At 74.1% G+C, this 20,366-nt stretch carries 15 protein-coding genes; 6 read left to right on the forward strand and 9 right to left on the reverse strand.

What is annotated here, in order from left to right; genetic code table 11:
- Nucleotides 1-18: 18 nt before the first annotated feature.
- The 4 genes from O7546_RS20050 to mraZ all read right to left on the reverse strand — a co-directional run bounded on the left by O7546_RS20050 (nt 19) and on the right by mraZ (nt 4,559).
- Nucleotides 19-2,232 carry a penicillin-binding protein 2 gene (locus O7546_RS20050; RefSeq protein ID WP_194801214.1) on the reverse strand — a complete coding sequence of 738 codons (2,214 nt, stop codon included), beginning with the start codon at nt 2,230-2,232 and terminating at the stop codon, nt 19-21.
- Between the two features lie 3 nt (nt 2,233-2,235).
- A complete protein-coding gene (locus O7546_RS20055) occupies nt 2,236-2,817 on the reverse strand; it encodes a hypothetical protein (RefSeq protein ID WP_194801213.1) in 582 nt (193 codons plus the stop codon).
- Entirely contained in the window at nt 2,814-3,923 is a 1,110-nt protein-coding gene (gene rsmH, locus O7546_RS20060; protein ID WP_194801303.1) for a 16S rRNA (cytosine(1402)-N(4))-methyltransferase RsmH, read from the reverse strand. Before rsmH ends, O7546_RS20055 begins: the two co-directional genes overlap by 4 nt.
- A gap of 204 nt (nt 3,924-4,127) precedes the next feature.
- Entirely contained in the window at nt 4,128-4,559 is a 432-nt protein-coding gene (gene mraZ / locus O7546_RS20065) for a division/cell wall cluster transcriptional repressor MraZ (RefSeq protein ID WP_073831045.1), read from the reverse strand.
- Nucleotides 4,560-4,914: 355 nt separating this feature from the next.
- Between mraZ and O7546_RS20070 the strand changes: the two genes are divergently transcribed.
- From O7546_RS20070 to O7546_RS20080, 3 genes are read left to right on the forward strand one after another with little or no spacing between them, the layout of a single operon-like run.
- Nucleotides 4,915-6,162, forward strand: a complete 1,248-nt coding sequence (locus O7546_RS20070) for a MurT ligase domain-containing protein (protein ID WP_128138608.1) — start codon at nt 4,915-4,917, stop codon at nt 6,160-6,162.
- On the forward strand, nt 6,152-6,874 hold the full coding sequence (locus tag O7546_RS20075) for a glutamine amidotransferase (RefSeq protein WP_013287612.1): 723 nt from the start codon (nt 6,152-6,154) through the stop codon (nt 6,872-6,874). The genes O7546_RS20070 and O7546_RS20075 overlap by 11 nt, the downstream gene beginning before the upstream one ends.
- Nucleotides 6,871-7,590: a VTT domain-containing protein gene (locus O7546_RS20080; RefSeq protein WP_194801212.1), complete on the forward strand. Its 720-nt coding sequence runs from the start codon at nt 6,871-6,873 to the stop codon at nt 7,588-7,590. Before O7546_RS20075 ends, O7546_RS20080 begins: the two co-directional genes overlap by 4 nt.
- Before the next feature lie 88 nt (nt 7,591-7,678).
- On the opposite strand, the gene leuS is transcribed toward O7546_RS20080, so the two are convergent.
- Entirely contained in the window at nt 7,679-10,519 is a 2,841-nt protein-coding gene (gene leuS / locus O7546_RS20085; RefSeq protein WP_281599935.1) for a leucine--tRNA ligase, read from the reverse strand.
- 396 nt (nt 10,520-10,915) lie between these two features.
- On the opposite strand from leuS, the gene O7546_RS20090 reads away from it, so the two are divergent.
- Genes O7546_RS20090 through O7546_RS20100 form a run of 3 tightly spaced genes read left to right on the forward strand, consistent with a single transcriptional unit; the run spans nt 10,916 to nt 15,753 of the window.
- Nucleotides 10,916-11,971 (forward strand): MoxR family ATPase, encoded by a 1,056-nt coding sequence (locus O7546_RS20090; protein WP_013287615.1) that lies wholly within the window; start codon nt 10,916-10,918, stop codon nt 11,969-11,971.
- A gap of 1 nt (nt 11,972) precedes the next feature.
- Nucleotides 11,973-13,271, forward strand: coding sequence for a DUF58 domain-containing protein (locus O7546_RS20095; protein WP_262014585.1), 1,299 nt, complete (start codon nt 11,973-11,975; stop codon nt 13,269-13,271).
- Between the two features lie 16 nt (nt 13,272-13,287).
- Nucleotides 13,288-15,753, forward strand: coding sequence for a DUF3488 and transglutaminase-like domain-containing protein (locus O7546_RS20100; protein WP_281599936.1), 2,466 nt, complete (start codon nt 13,288-13,290; stop codon nt 15,751-15,753).
- 811 nt (nt 15,754-16,564) lie between these two features.
- Here the strand turns inward: O7546_RS20100 and O7546_RS20105 are convergent.
- From O7546_RS20105 to O7546_RS20120, 4 genes are all read right to left on the reverse strand, one after another.
- Nucleotides 16,565-16,966: a DUF3040 domain-containing protein gene (locus O7546_RS20105; RefSeq protein ID WP_128139017.1), complete on the reverse strand. Its 402-nt coding sequence runs from the start codon at nt 16,964-16,966 to the stop codon at nt 16,565-16,567.
- A 115-nt stretch (nt 16,967-17,081) separates the two neighbouring features.
- On the reverse strand, nt 17,082-18,341 hold the full coding sequence (locus O7546_RS20110) for a DNA polymerase IV (protein ID WP_281599937.1): 1,260 nt from the start codon (nt 18,339-18,341) through the stop codon (nt 17,082-17,084).
- A gap of 92 nt (nt 18,342-18,433) precedes the next feature.
- Nucleotides 18,434-19,621, reverse strand: a complete 1,188-nt coding sequence (locus tag O7546_RS20115) for a nucleotide pyrophosphatase/phosphodiesterase family protein (RefSeq protein ID WP_194801207.1) — start codon at nt 19,619-19,621, stop codon at nt 18,434-18,436.
- Complete coding sequence (locus O7546_RS20120) at nt 19,618-20,349, reverse strand: methyltransferase domain-containing protein (RefSeq protein ID WP_269697359.1); 732 nt, start codon at nt 20,347-20,349, stop codon at nt 19,618-19,620. Before O7546_RS20120 ends, O7546_RS20115 begins: the two co-directional genes overlap by 4 nt.
- Nucleotides 20,350-20,366: the final 17 nt, after the last annotated feature.

Genomic DNA, 20,366 nt, shown 5'->3' on the forward strand with positions numbered 1-20,366 from the left:
ATGTCCCGCCGCCCCCGCTCAGCGCGGAAAGACCTCGAACTTCGGGGACTTGTTGGTCAGCGACGGCGGCACCCGGTAGTGGCGGAGAGTGAAGCCCATCATCTCCCGGAACGCGGGCGCGGCAACCGCGCCGCCCTCGCCGCCGGGGCTCCAGACGAACACCGCCACCACGTACCGGGGGTTCTCCGCCGGGGCCATGCCGATGAACGAGCCGACCGGCCCGGGCTGTTCCTTGCCGTTCTCGTATCGCAGCCCGGTGCCGGTCTTGCCGGCCACCCGGTAGCCGGGCACGGCGGCGGCCAGTCCGGTGGCCTGGCCGTCCGGGCCGTCGACAGTGGTGACCGCCTCCATCATCCGGCGCAGCGCCGCCGCGTTGTCGGGGCTGAGCACCGAGCGGGTGGTGGGCGCGGCGGCGGGGCTGCGCTTGCCGTCCGCGCCGATGGTCTCCTTGACCAGGTGCGGCTGCACGTACGTGCCGTTGTTGGCGATGGTGGCGTACGCGGCGGCCATCTGCAGCGGCGTGGCGTCCACGCTGTGCCCGATCGGCACCGACCCGTACGCCGAGCCGCTCCACTGGTCCGGCGGGAGCAGCCGGCCGGAGGCCTCGCCGGGCATACCCTCGCCGGTCGCCGCGCCCAGCCCGAACCGCTTCTGGTAGTCGAACAGCCGGTCCTTGCCCAGCTTCTCGGCGATCTCGATGGTGCCGACGTTCGACGAGAAGGCGAGCATGCCGGGGATGCTCATGGTGCGGCCGCCGGCCGGGTGGGTGTCGCGGAAGGTGACGCCGCCCCGGACGATCGTGTCGGAGACCGGGAACTTGGTGTCCGGCGTGATCACGCCCTCCTGGAGCGCCGCGCCGTACGTGATCGCCTTGTGGATCGAGCCGGGGTCGACCACGAACGTGGTGGCCGCGTCGTCCCGGTCCGCCGGGGAGCCGACCTTGGTGGGGTTCGCCGCGTCGTACGTCGGCTGGCTGGCCTGCGCCAGCACCTCGCCGCTCGGCACCTCGATGATCACCGCGGCGCCGACGCTGCCCTTCACCTTGGCCGTCTGCTTGGCCAGGATCCGCTGCGTCATGAACTGGAGGTCCCGGTCGACGGTGAGCTTCAGCGAGCTGCCCGGCTGCGGCTGGGTGGTGCGGCTGTAGCCGCCCGGGATGGGCGCGGCCAGGTCACCGAGGCCCACCTCGTAGGTCCGCTTGCCGGCCTGTCCGCGCAGCACGTCGTCGTACTTGGCCTCCAGCCCTTCCAGGCCGTTCATGTCCTGGCTGACGAACCCGAGGAGATTGGCGGCCAGGTCGCCGCCGGGCACCTCGCGCCGCTCGTCGCGGTGCACGTTGATGCCGGCCAGGTCGAGCGCCATGATCTTCTTCGCAGTGCTGATCTCGACGCCGCGGGCCAGGTAGACGAACCGCGACTGCGTGTCGGTGCCGGGCAGGGTGCGCGGGCGCATCTTCTCCTCCAGATCGGAGGCGGGCACACCGAGCAGCGGGGACAGCTCCCGCGCGGTGGCGGCGCGGTCCTTGACCAGGGTCGGGTCGGCGAACACGTACCGGGCCTCGACGCTGTGCGCCAGCGGCTCGCCGTCGCGGTCGAGGATCGCCCCGCGCGGGGCCGGCAGCTCGACCACGGCGAGCCGGTCGGGCAGGCCGCCGTCGGCGTACGCCGGGGTGTCCACGGTCTGGAGGTAGACCAGCCGCACACCGATGCTGGCGAACAGCGCCAGCGCCAGCACGGTGCCGAGCCGCAGCCGCCGGCGCGGGTCGCCGAGTCGCGGCGGCCGGCGCGGCTTGCGTACCGGCCGGCGGGGTTGCGCGGCCGGGCGGCGCGGCTGGGACCGGCGGCGCGGTGGCGGCGCGTCCTCCTCGTCGTCGAACGGTTCACGCACCGGCCGGGACGAGACGGTCCGCACCACGCCGGCCCGGCCGCCCGCGGCGGTGGACCGGCGGCCGGACCGGGCGCCGTCGGTGGCGGGCTCACGCGTGCCGGCCCGCCCGGCCCGGCCGCCGTCGAGCACCTGCAACGCGGGCCGGAACGGGTCGCCGGACCGGGTGCTGCGGGGGGTACGCCGTTGCTCGGCGCCGCCGCCCTCGCGCACGGTCCGCCCGCGCGGGGTGTACGCCCGGGCGTCGGAGATCCCCCCGAGGCCCGGCTCGCGCGGCTCCGACCCCCGCGACGATCCGCGCCGGGAGCCCGTGGCGTCCCGGCGCGGATCATCCGATCTCGGCGGCATGACTCAGCCTCCGTTGCCCTGCCGGCTGGTGACCGACGGGTCGCCCTGCGCGGGGTGCGGCACCCCGATGGTCTGGCCGTCCGGCAGCCGGATGTAGGCCGGGTCCTCGGACTCGACCAGGCCGAGCCGCCGGGCGTTGGCGGTCAGGTTGCCGGGCGCCTCCTGCTTGGCGATCTCCTTGCGCAGCTCCTGCTCGTCCACGTCCAGCTTGGCCTGCTGCTGCTGGAGCTTCTCCAGCTTGAACGCGTTCTCGTTGATCTTGGTGTTGACCGCCAGGATGCCCAGCACCCCGCCGACCACCAGCACCAGGATCAGCGCGACGAACGGGGCCCGGGGCACCCGGATCGGCGCCGGCGGGGCGACCCGCAGGCGCGGCGCGGGCGCACCGGTGACCCGGGTACGCTCGGCCGGCCGCAGCGCGGCGCTGCCCTGCGTCGGAAACTCGCGCGCCCCCCGGGCGCGAGCCTGCTCCCGGCGGTCGGTCGCGGTCGTGTCCCGCGTGGTGCGCTGCGCCGCGGTCCGGCCCCCCGACCGCGGTGCGCGCTGCCCGACGGCTCCCCGGCCGTCGCGCTTCTCGACGTTCATGTCCCCTCCCCCTCCTCGTCCGTCCCGTTCGCGTCCCCCGGGGCCGACCGCGGGTCCTCGCCGGACCCCGGTGACCCCGTCCCCGGTTGGTGCATCGCCTTCACCCGGCGGCGGTACCGTTCGCGGTCGGTACGCCCCTGCCGGGCCGCCTCCGGGTCGAGCCGTTCCGCGGCCCGCAGCCGCACCGAGGCGGCACGCGGGTTCGCGGCCACCTCTGCCTCCCCGGGCAGCTCGGCGCCCCGGCTCAACAGCCGGAACGTCGGGCCCGACCCGGGCAGTTCGACCGGGAGGTCGATCGGGCCCTTACTGCGGACCCGATCGGCGAGCGCCTGCTTGGTGAGCCGGTCCTCCAGCGAGTGGTAGGACAGGACCACCATGCGGCCGCCCACTGTGAGCTTGTCCAGAGCAGCCGGCAGCGCCGTCTCCAGCGCTGCCAGTTCTCTGTTTACCTCGATCCGTAAAGCCTGAAACGTTCTCTTTGCCGGGTGTCCACCGGTTCGTCGGGCCGGTGCCGGAATGGCGTCGCGGACCAGCTCGGCCAGCCGGGCCGAGGACGTGATCCGGTTGCGCTCCCGTTCCCGGATGATCGCCGAGGCGATCTTCCCGGCGAACTTCTCCTCGCCGTACACCCGCAGCAGGCGGGCCAGGTCCGGGTGGGAGTACGTGTTGACCACCTCTTCGGCGGTCACCCCCCGGGTCTGGTCCATCCGCATGTCCAGCGGCGCGTCCTGCGCGTACGCGAACCCGCGGTCGGGCGCGTCCAGTTGCAGGGACGAGACGCCGAGGTCGAACAGCACCCCGTCGATCGCCGGGTAACCGAGCCGGTCGAGCACCTCGGGCAGCTCGTCGTAGACGGCGTGCTCCAGGTGGATCCGGTCGGCGAACCGGGCCAGGCGGACCCGCGCGTGGGCGAGCGCCTCGGTGTCCCGGTCCAGGCCGATCAGCACCGTGTCCGGATGCGCCGAGAGCACCGCCTCGGCGTGCCCGGCCAGGCCGAGCGTGGCGTCGACGTGCACGGTGCGACCGGGCCGGCCCAGTGCGGGGGCCAGCAGCTCGAGACACCGCTCGAGCAGCACCGGCACGTGCGTGCCGCGTAGCTCCCCCATCTCGACCCCCACCCCGTTCGCCAACCGTTCCGTCACGTGTCCGTCGTCGCCACGACGCCTCGCCATACCGCCAGATCCCCATCCGCTCCCGCCCGCCGGAGGCCGCGGCCCTCCGTGTCGGATCGTGCGCCTGGCACCGGGGAAGGGGTGCCAGGAACTCGAAAGCGGCTGGAGATCTCGCAGTACGTCGGGCGCCGTCACGCCCTACAGACCGCCGGGCAGCACCCCCTCCTCGATGTCGGCGAAGTCGTCTTCGCTCTCCGCGAGGTAGGCCTCCCAGGCCGCCCTGTCCCAGATCTCCACCCGGGTGCTCGCTCCGATCACGACCAGATCCCGGTCCAGTGCCGCGTACGACCGCAGGTGGCCGGGAATCGTGACCCGCCCCTGCTTGTCCGGCACCTCGTCGTGTGCGCTGGCGAAGAAGACCCGGCTGTAGGCCCGGGCCGCCTTGCTCGTCATCGGCTGCGCGCGCAACTGGTCCGCGATCCGCTGGAACTCGGGCATCGGGAAGACGTAGAGGCAGCGCTCCTGCCCTTTGGTGATCACGACACCCCCCGCCAGTTCGTCCCGGAACTTCGCCGGCAGGATCAACCGGCCTTTGTCGTCCAGGCGCGGAGTGTGGGTGCCGAGGAACATCGGCCCAACCCCCTCGCCCTGAGCGGCGTTCGCGGCGCCGCTGACCCCCCGGGCCGGTGTGGCCCTCCCGGCCTCACCATCGCGCCCCACTCTACTCCACTTCCCTCCACCTGCAACCAGAATCGCCCGCGTGGCGTGGCGTTTCCGCGCGCAAAACCGCACGTCAACGCGGGTGGGGCGGAGTGGAGGGGGTGGGGCGCGCCCCACACCGTCCGCTACCCGACATCGACCGCCGCCGTCCGGCCCCACGCGCTCCGCCCGTCCGCCGGGCCGTCCCCGGCCGAACGGTTCGCCGTCGGCGGCGATCTGGTGGAGGTGGCGGTCCGGTAACCTCGCTCGCGTGACGGACGCGAAGATGCCCTTGCGGGCAAAGGTGGCCAGCTCCGTGTCGCGCACCGCCGCGGCGCTGTCGCGGGCCGCGGGCCGTGGCGACGGCTCGGTGATCGGCGGCTGGATCGGCCTCAAGATCGACCCGGACCTGCTCGCCCACCTCTCGGCCGGGCGGGCCATCGCCCTGGTGTCCGGCACCAACGGCAAGACCACCACCACCCGGCTCACCACCGCCGCGGTCGGCGTGCTGGGCCGGGTCGCCACCAACTCCTTCGGCGCGAACATGCCCACCGGCCACACCTCGGCGCTGGCAAAGGCCGGCAGCACGCCGTACGCGGTGCTGGAGGTGGACGAGCACTACCTGGCCCAGGTGCTGGAGGCGACCGAGCCGCACGTGGTGGCGCTGCTCAACCTCTCCCGCGACCAGCTCGACCGCGCCAAGGAGGTCGCCATGATGGCGCAGCTCTGGCGCGCCGCCCTGGTCCGGCACCCGCGGGTACGGGTGGTCGCCAACGCCGACGACCCGATGGTGGTGTGGGCCGCCTGCCCGCCGGCCGACCCGGCCCAGGGCCACGTGCCGCCGCACGTCACCTGGTTCAGCGCCGGGCAGCGCTGGCACGACGACTCCTGGGTCTGCCCCGAGTGCGGCTCCACCATCCAGCGCTCCGGCGAGCAGTGGTGGTGCACCGGCTGCCCGCTGCGCCGTCCCGAGCCGAACTGGACGGTCGAGGACGACGGCGTGCTCGACCCCACCGGCGCCTGGCACAAGATCCAGCTCCAGCTCCCCGGCAAGGTCAACCTCGGCAACGCGGCCACCGCGCTGGCCGTAGCCGCCGAGTTCGGCGTACGCCCGGTGGACGCGGTGTCCCGGCTCGGCACCGTCACCTCGGTGGCCGGCCGCTACGCCCAGGTCGACCGCGACGGGCGCAACATCCGGCTGCTGCTGGCGAAGAACCCGGCGAGCTGGCTGGAGGCGTTCGACATGGCCGACGTCGCGCCGACACTGCTGTCCATCAACGCCCGCGACCCCGACGGGCTGGACACCTCCTGGCTGTTCGACGTGGACTTCTCCCCGCTGACCGGCCGGCAGGTGCTGATCACCGGCGACCGGGCGTACGACCTGGCGGTGCGGCTGGAGGTGAACGGCGTGCCGTTCCAGCACGTCCGCAGCTTCGACGAGGCCGTCCGCGCGGTGCCGCCGGGCCGGCTGGAGGTCATCGCCAACTACACCGCCTTCCAGGACATCCGAGCGGAGCTGGACCGTGTCAACTGAGAGCCTGCGCATCGTCTGGATCTATCCCGACCTGCTGTCCACCTACGGCGACCGGGGCAACGCGCTGATCCTGGCCCGCCGGGCCCAGCTGCGCGGCATGCCGGTCGAGGTGCTGGAGGTCCGCTCCGACCAGCGGCTGCCCGCCACCGCCGACATCTACCTGCTCGGTGGCGGTGAGGACGGTCCGCAGGCGCTCGGCGCCCAGCGCCTGATCGCCGACGGCGGCCTGCACCGGGCGGTGGCCCAGGGTTCGGTGGTGTTCGGCGTCTGCGCCGGCTACCAGCTGCTCGGCACCTCCTTCTTCGCCAAGGGCACCCGCTGCGCCGGCCTGGAGCTGCTCGACCTCTCCTCCGACCGCGGGCCCACCCGGGCCGTCGGCGAGCTGGCCGGCGAGGTCGACCCGCGGCTGGGCATCCCGCACCTGTCCGGGTTCGAGAACCACGGCGGCCGTACCCACCTCGGCCCGGGCGTGTCCCCGCTGGCCCGCGTCACCACCGGCGTCGGCAACGACGGCGCCACCGAGGGCGCCTGGCGGGGCAAGCTGCTCGGCACCTACTCGCACGGCCCGGCGCTGGCGCGCAACCCCGACCTGGCGGACCTGCTGCTGCGCTGGGCGACCGGCATCCACCAGCTCCCGCCGCTCGACGACACCTGGGCCGACCGCCTCCGCTCCGAGCGCCGCACCGCGGTGGCCGCCGCCCCGAGGCCGTGACCGGCGCCGCCCGGCCGGGGCGGCGACCGGTGGCCCGCCGGCTCGCCGGGTTGCTGCGGCAGCCCTCGGCGCGCCGGTTCGGGCTGCTTCTGCTGCTGCTCGCCGGGTTCGGCGTGACGCTGCTGCTGGTGCCCCGGCCGGACCCGGCCGACCTGCCCCGGTTCGCCGACTCGCTCGGCGGCTACGGCCCGCCCGCGGCGGTGATCGGCGGTGCGCTGCTGCTGGTGGCGCTGGTGCCGCGGACATTCGTCACGCTTGCCGCGGGCGCGATCTTCGGCCCGGTGCAGGGCGCCGCGTACGCGCTCGGCGCGGCGCTGCTCGCGGCGGCCATCGGCTTCACAGTGGGCCGGGTGCTCGGCCGCGACTTCGTCGCCGAGCGGGTACGCGGCCGGCTGGCCCGCCTCGACGGCTGGTTCGCCCGGCAGAGCGTCTTCGGCGTGATCACCGTACGGCTGCTGCCGATCGCCGGGTTCGGCCTGGTCAGCTACGGCTACGGCACCACCGCCGCCCGGGTGGCGCCGTTCCTGGCCGGCAGCGTGATCGCCTCCGCCCCGACCGCGATCGGCTACGCGGCGATCGGTGCGGCGGTGACCACGCCCGGTTCGATCAACTGGTACGCGGCCGCGCCTGCGAGCCTCGGCCTGATCGCCAGTCTGCTGATCATCCACCGCTGGTGGCGGGCCGAACGGCGCCGGTCTGCCGGACCGGCCGGCTGACCCGGCGGCGAAGGCGGCCGACACGGTCCGGCCGGCGGGTTGAGGCGCGTCCCGCGAACGGGACGCGCCTCAAGCACACGGTGGACGGTCAGGCGACGACCGAGACCATCCGGCCCTTCACCACGATCACCTTGCGCGGCTCCTTGCCACCCAGCGCGCCGGTGACCGCCTCCAGCGCCGCCGCGCGGACGGTCTCCTCGGTCGCGTCGGCCGGCACCTCGATTCGGCCCCGGACCTTGCCGTTGACCTGCACCGGGTAGGTGACCGACTCGGCCACCAGCAGGGCCGGGTCGGCGACCGGGAAGTCCGCGTACGCCAGGGAGGTGTCGTGGCCCAGCTTGCGCCACAGCTCCTCGGCCATGTGCGGGGCGAACGGGGCGACCATCAGCACCAGCGGCTCGGCCACCTCGCGCGGGGTACGCGTCAGCCGGGTCAGGCCGTTGGTCAGCTCGATCAGCTTGGCGATGGCGGTGTTGAAGCGGATCCCGTCCATGTCGGCGCGGACCCCGTCGATCGTCTTGTGCAGCAGCCGCCGGGTCGCCTCGTCGGCCGGCTCGTCGGTGATCCGCAGCTCGCCGGTCTGCTCGTCGACGACGGTGCGCCAGACCCGCTGCAGGAACCGGTACGAGCCGACGACGGCCCGGGTGTCCCACGGGCGGGACACCTCCAGCGGGCCCATCGACATCTCGTACACCCGGAACGTGTCGGCGCCGTACGCCGCGCACATGTCGTCCGGGGTGACCACGTTCTTCAGCGACTTGCCCATCTTGCCGTACTCGCGCCGCACCTCGGTCTCGCCGTGGAACCAGCGGCCGTCGACCTCGACGACCTCCTCGGCGGGCACGTAGGCGCCGCGCGGGTCGACGAACGCGTACGCCTGGATCATGCCCTGGTTGAACAGGCGGCGGAACGGCTCGAACGACGACACGTGGCCCAGGTCGTACAGCACCTTGTGCCAGAAACGCGCGTACAGCAGGTGCAGCACGGCGTGCTCGGCGCCGCCGACGTACAGGTCGGTGCCACCGCAGTCGCCGTCGCGGCGCGGCCCCATCCAGTACGCCTCGTTCTCCGGGTCGGCGAAGCGCTGCGAGTCGGCCGGGTCCAGGTAGCGCAGCTCGTACCAGCAGGAGCCGGCCCACTGCGGCATCACGTTGGTCTCGCGGGTGTAGCGCTTCGGCCCGTCGCCCAGGTCCAGCTCCACCTCCACCCAGTCGCGCCGCCGCGACAGCGGGGTCTCCGGGGTGCTGTCGGCGTCCTCCGGGTCGAACGTCTTCGGCGAGAAGTCCTCCACCTCGGGCAGCTCGACCGGCAGCATCGACTCGGGCAGCGCGATCGGCGCCCCGGTCTCGTCGTAGACGATCGGGAACGGCTCGCCCCAGTAGCGCTGCCGGGAGAACAGCCAGTCGCGCAGCCGCCAGGTGACCGCGCCGGCGCCGTGCCCGTTCGCCTCCAGCCACTCGATGATGCGCGCCTTGGCGTCGGCGACGCCCAGGCCGTCCAGGTCGATGCCGCGCTCCGGCGCGGCGCTGTTGATCGCCGGGCCGTCACCGGTGTACGCCTTGCCGTCGAAGCCCTCCGGCGGCTGCACGGTCCGCACGATCGGCAGCTCGAAGACCTCGGCGAAGTCCCAGTCCCGCTCGTCCTGGGCCGGCACCGCCATGATCGCGCCGGTGCCGTACCCGGCCAGCACGTAGTCGGCGATGAAGATCGGGATCTGCCCGCCGGTCACCGGGTTGGTCGCGTAGGCGCCGACGAAGACGCCGGTCTTCTCCTTGCTGTCCGCCTGCCGTTCCACGTCCGTCTTGGCCGCGGCGGCCTTCCGGTACGCCTCGACGGCCTCACGCGGGCCGGCGTGTCCGCCGGTCCAGGCGTCCCGGGTGCCCTCCGGCCAGGCGGCCGGCGTCAGCACGTCGACCAGTTCGTGCTCGGGCGCCAGCACCATGTAGGTGGCGCCGAAGACGGTGTCCGGCCGGGTCGTGAACACCCGCACCGGGGCGGCGTCGGTCGGGAAGTCGATGTGCGCGCCGGTCGACCGGCCGATCCAGTTGCGCTGCTGCAGCTTGATCGGCTCCGGCCAGTCCAACGTGTCCAGATCCTCCAGCAGCCGGTCGCCGTACGCGGTGATCCGCATCATCCACTGCTTCAGGTTGCGCTTGAAGACCGGGAAGTTGCCGCGCTCGGACCGGCCGTCGGCGGTGACCTCCTCGTTGGCCACCACGGTGCCCAGGCCCGGGCACCAGTTCACCGGCGCCTCCGAGACGTACGCCAGGCGGTGGTCGTCGACGACGCGCCGCCGCTCCCCCACGGTCAGCTCGGCCCACGGACGCCCGTCCGGGGTGGCGCGGGTGCCGCCCTCGAACTCGGCGATCAGCTCGGCGATCGGCCGGGCCTTCTTGGCGTCCGCGTCGTACCAGGAGTTGAAGATCTGCAGGAAGATCCACTGGGTCCAGCGGTAGAAGTCGGTGTCGATGGTCGCCACCGAGCGCCGCTCGTCGTGGGCCAGCCCCAGCCGGCGCAGCTGCGCCTTGAACCGCTCGATGTTGGCCTCGGTGGTGGTCCGCGGGTGGGTGCCGGTCTGCACCGCGTACTGCTCGGCGGGCAGGCCGAACGCGTCGAAGCCCATCGCGTGCAGCACGTTGCGCCCGGCCATCCGCTGGTAACGGGCGTAGCAGTCGGTGCCGATGTAGCCCAGCGGGTGACCGACGTGCAGGCCGGCACCGGACGGGTACGGGAACATGTCCAGCACGTACATCTTCTCGGCGCCCGCCCGCGGGTGGCCCGGGTCGGCCAGCGGGCCGACCGGGTTCGGCGCGTGGAAGGTGCCCTCCCGCGCCCAGGTGTCCTGCCAGCGGTGCTCGATCTCGTCGGCCAGGGCGGCGGTGTACCGGAACGGGGGGATGTCGGTCGCCGGTGCGGCTGCCTCACTCATGGCGTCTCCTCGGCGCGGATCGATTCGAAAAAATTGTGGCGGTCTGCTGCGGGCACAAAAAAGCCCCTCGCGCAGGAGGGGCGGCCGTGCTGTCGCGCTTTCAGCGCATCAACACGGCTCGGTAAGAAGCAGGAAGAACCCGGCCATGCAGGCAGTGTACCTCGCACCCCTCGGTGGCGGCGCGCCCGTTCCACCCGCGGCGGCCGGTCCCCCGGTCCGGCGAATATTCCGGGCGTAACCGACCGACCACCTGCGGGAGTCGGCAGTAACGACAAACATGGTTAGCCTGAGATACCAATGAGATTTCTGCGGCAGACGAGGCTCGGCGTCGCGAACCCAACGGCGGGTCCAGGTGCTCTATAAAGAGCTGCCGTCCAGGCGACGAGGAGGAGGCCCGTGACACAACAGACCTGGGACGAGGTGGGCGGTCTGCTGCCGCACGACGAGTTCCGCGCCGCCAGCGAGGCCATCGTGGCCAACATCGAGCAGGTCATCGAGGGCAAGACCGCCACCGTCCGGCTCGCCCTGGCGGTGCTGCTGGCCGAGGGCCACCTGCTCATCGAGGACGTGCCCGGCGTCGGCAAGACCAAGCTCGCCAAGGCGATGGCCCGGTCCATCGACTGCTCGGTCCGGCGGATCCAGTTCACCCCCGACCTGCTTCCCAGCGACGTCACCGGCGTCAGCGTCTACAACCAGGAGACGCACGACTTCGAGTTCCGCCCCGGCGCGGTCTTCGCCAACCTGGTGGTCGGCGACGAGATCAACCGGGCCTCGCCGAAGACCCAGTCGGCGCTGCTGGAGTGCATGGAGGAGCGGCAGGTCACCGTCGACGGGGTCACCTACCAGTTGCAGACGCCGTTCATGGTGATCGCGACGCAGAACCCGATCGAGATGGAGGGCACCTACCCGCTGCCCGAGGCGCAGCGCGACCGGTTCACCGCCCGCATCGCCATGGGCTACCCGGACCCGCGCGCCGAGCTGGCCATGCTCGACGGGCACGGCGCCACCGACCCGCTGCCCGGGCTGCGGCCGGTCTCCGACGCGGCCACCGTCCGCCGGCTGATCGGCCACGTCCGGCAGGTGCACGTCGCCGACGCCGTCAAGCAGTACGCGATCGACCTGGTCACCGCCACCCGGGAGGCGCCCGACCTGCGCCTGGGCGCGTCCCCGCGGGCCACGCTCCAGCTGCTGCGCACCGCCCGCGCGGTGGCCGCCCTGGAGGGCCGCGACTACGTCCTGCCGGACGACCTCCAGGTGCTCGCGGTGCCGGTGCTGGCGCACCGGATCATCCCGACCGCGGACGCGCAGCTGGCCCGGCGCACCACCGACGCGATCGTCTCCGAGCTGGTGCACCGCCTGCCGCTCCCGCACGACCGGCAGCGCTCGCCGTACGACACCCGCCCCGGCGGCGGCAACAACGGCCGCGGGCCGTACGAGCCGCGGAGGCCGTGACGTGCGCGACGGCCTGCGTGGGCTGACCACCCGCGGCCGCTCCTTCCTGGCGGCCGCGGTGGCCGCGGCGATCTCCGCCGGCATCCTGGGCGAGAAGGACCTGCTCCGGGTGGCGGTCCTGCTCGCCGTGCTGCCGCTGCTGGCCGCCGCGTACGTCGGGCGCAGCCGGTACAAGCTGGCCTGCAACAGGTCGCTGGAGCCGCACCGGGTGCCGGTCGGGGCCAGCTCCCGCGTGGTGCTGCGGCTGCAGAACCTGTCCCGCCTGCCCACCGGCACGCTGCTGCTGGAGGACCGCCTGCCGTACGCGCTGGGCAGCCGGCCCCGGGTGGTGCTGGAGCGGCTCGGCGCGCACCAGGCCAGCTCCGTGGCGTACACGGTCCGCGCGGACGTGCGCGGCCGCTACGAGGTGGGGCCGCTGGTGATCCGGCTGACCGACCCGTTCGGCCTGTGCGAGCTGACCCGGTCGTTCCCCAGCACCGACCACCTCACGGTGATCCCGCAGGTCACCCCGCTGCCGTCGGTCCGGCTACCAGGTGAGTACGCCGGCAGCGGCGACAGCCGGGCCCGGTCGGTGGCGGTGCACGGCGAGGACGACGCCGCCACCCGGGAGTACCGGAGGGGCGACGACCTGCGCCGGGTGCACTGGAAGTCCACCGCCCGCACCGGTGAGCTGATGGTGCGCCGCGAGGAGCAGCCGTGGGAGAGCCGCGCCACGGTGGTGCTCGACACCCGTGCCGGCGGGCACCGGGGCGAGGGCCCGACGGCCAGCTTCGAGTGGGCGGTCTCGGCCGCCGCCAGCATCGCCGTGCACCTGCGCGAGGCCGGCTACAAGCTGCGGCTGGTCACCGGCAACGGCGCCGACGTCGGCGCCACCGAGGCAGGCGGCGAGGGACTGCTGCTCGACCACCTCGCCGACGTGCACCTGGACCGGCGCGGCGAGATCACCACGCTCGTGCAGCAGGTCCGGCAGCGGGCCGACGGCGGTCTGATCATCGCGCTGCTCGGCACGCTGGGCACCGCCGAGGCGGAACTGCTGGCCGGGCTGCGCGGCAACGGCGCCACCTGCGTGGCGTTCCTGCTCGACAGCAACACCTGGCTCAACCTGCCACCGAACGCCCGGGCCGAGGCGGAGCGGGCACACGGCGCCGCCGCGCTCACGCTGCTGCAGAGCGGCTGGCGGGTCATCGGGGTGGAGCACGGCACCCGGCTGCCGATGCTGTGGCCGCAGGCCGGACGGGGCTCGCAGGGCTTCGCGCTGCGGGCCGCCATGGCCGAGACGGTGGCCGGCGGACGACGATGACGGGAAGGATCCCCCTGTGACCCCGCACCGCAACATCGGGTTCGTCGCCGCGGCGGCGACACTGCTGGCGGCGGCCCCCCTGTCGGCGATCTTCGAACGCTGGACCTGGCTGATCCAGGCCGCCGTCGTGGTCGCCGTGGTGGCCGGCGCGGCCGCGTTGAGCCGGCTGGGCCGGTTCCCGCTGTGGGGGCAGGTACTGGCCATGCTGGCCGGGCTGACCCTGGGCCTGACCTGGGTCTTCCCCGGCGGCACCGAACTGCTCGCGTTCGTGCCGACCCCGGCCACGTTCGCCCACTTCGGCGACCTGCTCCAGACGTCGTTGCAGGACATGCGCTCGTACGGCGTGAAGGTGCCGGACGTCGACTCGCTGCTGTTCCTCGCGGTGCTCGGCATCGGCGCGGTCGCGGTGGTGGTGGACGTGCTCGCGGTCGGGTTGCGCCGCCCGGCGCTGGCCGGTCTGCCGATGCTCGCCATCTACTCGGTGCCGGTCGCGGTCTACGTGGACAGCGTCCCGGCCACCCCGTTCGTGGTCGGCGCCGCCGGTTACCTCTGGCTGCTGGTCACCGACAACGTCGACCGGGTACGCCGGTTCGGCCGCCGGTTCACCGGCGAGGGCCGTGACGTGGACGTCTGGGAGGCGTCCCCGCTCGCCGCGGCCGGACGGCGGCTCGCCGTGGTCGGCGTGATCGTGGCGGTGGCGCTGCCGCTCGCAGTGCCCGGGATGACCGGCGGGCTGCTGAACAACGTCGGCGCCGGGCCCGGCGAGGGCAACGGGCGCCCGGGCCAGGGCGGCAGCTCGGGCCGGGTCGACCTGTTCGCGGCGCTCAGCGGCCAGCTCAACCAGAACGAGGAAGTCGAGCTGGTCAAGGTCAGTACCAACGAGACGACCCCGTTCTACCTGCGTCTGGGCGTGGTGGACGACCTGCGGCCGAGCGGCTTCCAGGCACGCGTGCCTACCGGGCGGCCGATCACCCGCCCGCTGCCCGACCCGGGGGAACGCGCCACGCGCGGTGTCGAGCAGCAGCGCTACCGCGCCACGGTCGAGGTGACGAAGAACCTCAACATGCCGTTGCTGCCGGTCTACGCCGAGCCGGTCAACACCGACGATCTCAACGGCAACTGGCTGTACGACCCGAACCAGCAGGTCGTCTTCTCCAACCGGGACAACGCCCGCGGCAAGAGCTACTCGTTCGACTACGTACGGTCCACCTTCAGCCCGGCGGCGCTGCGCGCGGCCCCGTCGCTGCCCTCGGACAGCCCGGTGATGCGGCAGCAGACCGAGCGGCCGTCCGTCCCGGCCGTCGAGGAACTGGTCGCGCAGCTGGTGAAGGGCAAGTCGAACGACTACGACAAGGTCCGGGCGATCTACGACTACTTCTCCGTGGAGAACGGCTTCACCTACGCGCTGTCCACCCGCAACGGCAGCAGCGGGGAGGACATCACCGACTTCCTCGCCACCAAGGTCGGCTACTGCCAGCAGTACGCCGCGGCGATGGCCTGGCTGGTCCGGGCCGCCGGTATCCCGGCCCGGGTGGCCGTCGGGTTCACCAACGGCGGCAAGGCCGACGGCAGCACGTACGTGCTGACCAACCGCAACCTGCACGCCTGGACCGAGGTCAACTTCAGCGGGATCGGCTGGGTGCCGTTCGACGCCACCCCGGCGGCGGCCGTGACGGGCTCGGTTCGCTCGGCCTGGGCGCCGGACATCGACGCCCCCGAGGAGGTCACCCCGTCGGCCGGCAGCACCAGCGCTCCCGACGCGGCCGGCCCGTCGGCCGGGCCGAACGAGGCGGACCGGCTGGACAAGGACACCGACCAGGGCCTGACCCTGAACCAGGGCGGCCCGGCCGAGGAGAGCCCTGTCTGGCCGTGGTGGCTGGCCGGTGCGCTGGCGCTGCTGGCGCTGCTCGCCGTACCGGCCCTGCGCCGCTCCGCGCTGCGCCGACGCCGGCGCGTCCGGGCGGTCCCGCCCGCGGCCACCGCGCTGCCGGTGCCGGGCCAGCGCGGCGAGACGCGGCCGGTCGTCGTCGGCGTGGACGCCGAGGCGGCCCGCGCCGACGCGCACGCCGCCTGGGACGAGCTGCTCGACACGCTCGTCGACTTCCACGTCCGGGTGGACCGCACGGAGACCCCACGGGCCACCGCCGAACGGCTGGCCCGGGAGGCACTCGCCGAGCGGGGGGACGCCGCGACCGGGGTACGCCTGCTCGGCCGCGCCGAGGAGCGCGCCCGTTACGCGCGTGACCCGCTGACCGACGCGGAGTTGCAGCCGGCGCTGCGCACGGTCCGGGGCGCGCTGGCGGCGGGCGCGGACCGCCGTACCCGGCTGCTGGCCGCGCTGCTGCCCCCGTCGGTGCTGCAGCGTTGGCGCACCGCCCTGGCCGAGCGGTCGGCAATGGTGGTGACCGCGAGCGGTCAGGTCCGGCAGCACATGACCCGCTGGAGCCCGCGCCGCCTCCTGGCCCACCGTCCCACCCGCTGACCCACCCGCCCTGCCCCTCCCACCCGCCCCCGGCCCTCCCCTCCCGCGCGGCCCGCCCGCCCTTCGGCGGTGATCAAGGAGTTTGTGTCCGAATCGAGCCCCGCTGAAGACACAACCTCCTTGATCACCGCTTCTGGCCCGGACGCGCCGTAGATCTTGGTAGGAAACGGCCCCCATAGGGGCCCTTTCCTACCAAGATCTACGGCGGCTCCCGGATTACGGGCAGCGCATCCCGCCTGCCGGGCGCGCATGGCTGATCAGGTGAGCTGGACGCCCCGGCCCGCCCGGCCCGCCCCGGCCCGGCCCGGCGATCTTGCAGTTTGCGCCCGGGTGAAGGGGACATTCGGGGCACCGCTCGGACCGAAAGTGCAAGATCGCGGGTGAGGGCGGGTGTGGCGCCTGCTGGCGGGCGCGAGGAGGCGCTTGGCGTGGCGCTGAGGCGGGGAGGTTTGGGCACGACGGGGAGCTGCCCTGCCGCGACCCGGGCGCGGTGCGCATGCTCACGTGCGGGGCGACCGGGGCGCGGTGCGCACGCTCACGGGCGGGGCGCTCCGGGCACGGTGCACACGCTCATGTGTGGGGCGGACCCGGCAGCACGTGCCGGCTGGAGACGTCCGAGGGTGTGCAGAGGCGGCGGGCCGCGGGGGTGCGTCGAGTGGCGGGGACGGTGGGTGGGTCGATCGCGGGCATGACTGAGCGCCGGCCCTCGCCCGCGCTGCCCGGCGACCGGCAGCAATACGCCCCGGCGGCGCTGGCCGGCCGGTTACGGAGGCGCCGCCGGTTCCCGCCCCGGGTCAGGGGCGGGACGCGGTCAGCGGTGGCCCTCCGGGCGCTGCCGCCAGCGGTCCTCCATCCGATCGAGGAAGGAGCCCCGGCGACCACCACCACTGCGGCCACGGGGACGACGCCGGCTCGTTGTGCCGCCGACCACGTGCAGGTCGGGCGACTGGGATCGGCGGTGCGACTGCACCGCGTAGCCCAACGAGGCCAGCATGACGACGAAACCCGCCACGGCCACCGCGGGAATCTTGATCACGGCACCGTAGATCAACAGGGCCAGACCAGCGACGACCACGCCGGCAGCGACGAGCACGCGACGCCGCGCGTGGAAACGCGGGTCGCTGGCGCGCACGGCCGAGGCGAACTTGGGGTCCTCGGCAAGCGACCGCTCGATCTGCTCGAACAGCCGCTGCTCGTGCTCCGAGAGCGGCACGGCACTCCTCCCCGGTCACGTTGGTCGGCCCGGGCGGGCCGACAGACCGTGGCAGCCAACCGGCTGCTTACCCGCAAGTCTACGAGGGCCCCCGCGCGTCGGAAAGCGGGACGACCTACGGCCGGGTCGGTTTTTCGACTTGTCGTGTATCACGACGGCCGAGAAGACTGGCCGGACCTATGACGGACCGCCCGAATCGGGCGGCCGCCGCGTCGGCCGCCGCCTCCGCCTCGCGCCAGCCGCGCTCGGGCGCACCGAGGGTGAGCTGCTGCGGGGTCTCCCCGGCAGGGGCGAGACCTTCCATCCGGACCCCGACCAGCCGAACCGGCTCGCCCGGGGCGAGCGCGCCCCACAGCGCCCAGGCCGTGTCGAACATCTCCCGGGCGGTGTCGGTGGGCACGGCGAGGGTGCGGGAGCGGCTGATCGTCCGGAAGTCGGCGAAACGGACCTTGAGCGACACCGTACGGCCCACCTGCCCGGCCGCCCGTAGCCGAGCGCCGGCCTTGTCGGCGAGCGCGAGCAGGGACCGCCGGATCTCGTCCGGGTCGGTCACGTCGGTGTCGAACGTGACCTCCGCGCCGATCGACTTCTCCACCTGGTCGGGCGTGACGCCACGCGGGTCACGCCCCCAGGCCAGCTCGTGCAGGTGGGCGGCGGACGCCTCGCCCACGGCCCGGCGCAGCAGGCCGGCCGGCGCTTCGGCGAGGTCGCGTACGGTGCGCAGGCCGAGGCGGCGCAGCGCGTCCGCGGACCGCTCCCCCACGCCCCACAGCGCCGACACCGGCAGCGGGTGCAGGAACTCCAGCACCTGTGCGGCCGGGACCACGAGCAGGCCGTCGGGTTTGGCCCGGGTGGAGCCGAGCTTCGCCACGAACTTGCTCGGCCCCACGCCCACCGAACAGGTCAGCTGTTGCTCCTCGGCGACCCGGCGGCGGATCAGCGCGGCGATGTCGGCGGGCCGGCCGAACAGCCGTCGGGCGCCCGCCACGTCGAGGAACGCCTCGTCCAGCGACAGCGGCTCGACCAGCGGCGTGACGTCCCGGAAGATCCGCATGACCGCCCGCGACGCCTCGGTGTAGGCGGTGAAGTCGGGCGGTAGGTAGACCGCGCCGGGGCACAGCGCGCGGGCACGGGCGGTGGGCATCGCGCTGCGGACGCCGTACCGCCGGGCCTCGTAGCTGGCGGAGCTGACCACGCCGCGCGGGCCGACGCCGCCCACCACCACCGGCCGGCCACGCAGCTCGGGGCGGCGGCGCACCTCCACGGAGGCATAGAACGCGTCCATGTCGACGTGCAGGATGGTGCAGCCGGTGTCGTCGGCGTCCGGCCCGAAGCGGGGGTCACCGCCTCGGGGCAACGACTGGCTGCGGCCCATGCCAGCAGGCTAGCCCGCCGGTCCGACAACCCCACCGCCCAGCCCACGGCCATCGGGGCGCCACCCCACGCACCGGCCAGAACCGGGCCCGCTCAGCCCCGGACCACCAGCAGCGGGACTGTCATCTCGGCGGCGGTGTCCGCGCCGTGGTACGCCACCAGCCGCGACGCCATCGGCGGTTCGGAGCGCGTGGCGACCACCGCGTACGTGTCCCGGCAGACCACCACCACGTCGCCGATGCGGGTCAGGTGTGCCTCGGGCACCGGCCCGAACCAGCCGGTCGCCACCGCCTCGGCGCGGGTCAGCACCTGCGCGGCCGGGCCCAGCACCTCGGTCCAGGCAGCCACCACGTCGGCCTCGGCGCCCGGCTCGACGTGCAGGTAGCGGACCCGGGGCTCGCCGGCGACCACCCGTACCCCGGCCCGCAGCCGGGGGTCGGTGTCCAGGTCGATGCGGTGCCCGGCGGGCACGTCGAGCTGGCCGTGGTCGGCGGTGACCAGCAACGCGGCGTCCGGCGGCAGCCCGTCGACGAGCCGGGCCAGCAGGATGTCCACCTCGGCGGCGGCGGTCCGCCAGGGCGCGGAGTCGACGCCGCTGAGGTGCCCGTGCCGGTCCAGGTCGGGGTGGTAGCCGGAGACGAGTGCGGGCCCGTTCCCGGCGGCGAGCGCCGCCAGCATCCGGGCGGCGAGCGCGTCCACGCCTGCCGCGCCCCGGTAGTCGCCGCCCCGGTTGGCGGCGAGCGTGAGGCCGCTGCCGGCGAACTCGGGACGGCTGACCACAGTCACCGCGACCCCGGCGGCGCGCGCCCGCTGGTACCAGGTGGGCACCGGCTGCCAGCTCACCGGATCGGGGTCGCCGGCCCAGTCGACGTGGTTGAGCACCCGGTCGGTGCCGGGCACCCGGACCGTGAAGCCGAGTACGCCGTGCGCGCCCGACGGGGTGCCGGTGCCGAGGCTGACCAGGCTGGTCGGGGTGGTGGACGGGAAGCCGGTGGTGAGCGGCCGGCCGGCGGTGGCGGCCAGGCCGGCGAGCGTCGGGGCGTACGGGGCGGCGGTGGGGATCTGGTACCAGCCGAGGCCGTCGATGAGCAGTACCGCGATCCGGCGTACCCCGGCCAGGCGCGGGGTCAGGCCGAGCCGGTCGGCCGCGCCCGGTACGCCGAGCAGCGCCAGCGCGCTGGGCAGCACGTCGGTCAGGGCGCCGCCGTCGTAGCGCGGCGCCACCCGGTCCAGCGGGCCGGGAGCCGGGCCGGGCGTCGGATCGGGAGCCGGACCGGTCATGCCGGGCGGCGGGCGAACAGGTGCAGCTGGGCGGCGAGATCCCGGTACGGGGACCGGGCTGCGAGGGCGCGCTCCAGCTCCACCAGGGCGGCCTGCTGGCCGTCGGCCACCGCGGCCGGGAGAAGGTCGGCGAGCACGCGTACCCCGTGGATCTCCTCCACGACGAGGCCGGCGGCGGTGAGCAGCGCGGTCGCGTCGGTGGCGTCGTAGCGGCGGCGCAGCGTGTCCCGGCCGCCGGTGGTGCCGTGCGGGTCGGCGGCGAGCGCGGCGGCGGCGTCCAGTTGCCCGTTCATCGCCCGGCCGAACACGGCGGCGGCCCGGCCGGCGACGAGCACGCTCGCCGCGCCACCTGGCCGCAACGCGGTGACCAGCGCGGACATCACCGGTTCCGGGTCGTCGACCACCTCGAGGACGGAGTGGCAGAGCACCAGGTCCACGGTGGCCGGTTCGACGAGTCCGGTGAGCGCGTCGGCGTCGCCCTGCGTCGCGCGTACCCGATCGGCGACCCCGGCCTCGGCGGCCCGGCGGGTCAGCGCGGCGAGCGCGTCGGGGCTGGCGTCGACCACTGTGACCCGGTGACCGGCCTCGGCGAGCGGGACGGCGAAGCCGCCGGTCCCGCCGCCGACGTCGAGCACGGAGAGTCGTTCGCCGGCCCGCCGGTCCAGCTCGGCCCGGAGCACCGACCAGATGACGGCGGTGCGGGGGGTGAGGGTTCGGATCTGCTCCACGCGCCGAGCCTAGTCAC

Origin of the sequence: Micromonospora sp. WMMA1976, from assembly GCF_027497335.1 — a bacterium.
Taxonomy (GTDB): Bacteria; Actinomycetota; Actinomycetes; order Mycobacteriales; family Micromonosporaceae; genus Micromonospora; species Micromonospora aurantiaca.

Excerpts from the sequence above, each read along its gene's own strand:
- leuS (WP_281599935.1), bottom strand. The coding sequence starts at position 10,519 with ATGAGTGAGGCAGCCGCACCGGCGACCGACATCCCCCCGTTCCGGTAC.
- mraZ (WP_073831045.1), bottom strand. The coding sequence starts at position 4,559 with ATGTTCCTCGGCACCCACACTCCGCGCCTGGACGACAAAGGCCGGTTG.
- rsmH (WP_194801303.1), bottom strand. The coding sequence starts at position 3,923 with ATGGGGGAGCTACGCGGCACGCACGTGCCGGTGCTGCTCGAGCGGTGT.
- O7546_RS20070 (WP_128138608.1), top strand. The coding sequence starts at position 4,915 with ATGCCCTTGCGGGCAAAGGTGGCCAGCTCCGTGTCGCGCACCGCCGCG.
- O7546_RS20110 (WP_281599937.1), bottom strand. The coding sequence starts at position 18,341 with ATGGGCCGCAGCCAGTCGTTGCCCCGAGGCGGTGACCCCCGCTTCGGG.
- O7546_RS20055 (WP_194801213.1), bottom strand. The coding sequence starts at position 2,817 with ATGAACGTCGAGAAGCGCGACGGCCGGGGAGCCGTCGGGCAGCGCGCA.
- O7546_RS20115 (WP_194801207.1), bottom strand. The coding sequence starts at position 19,621 with ATGACCGGTCCGGCTCCCGATCCGACGCCCGGCCCGGCTCCCGGCCCG.
- O7546_RS20050 (WP_194801214.1), bottom strand. The coding sequence starts at position 2,232 with ATGCCGCCGAGATCGGATGATCCGCGCCGGGACGCCACGGGCTCCCGG.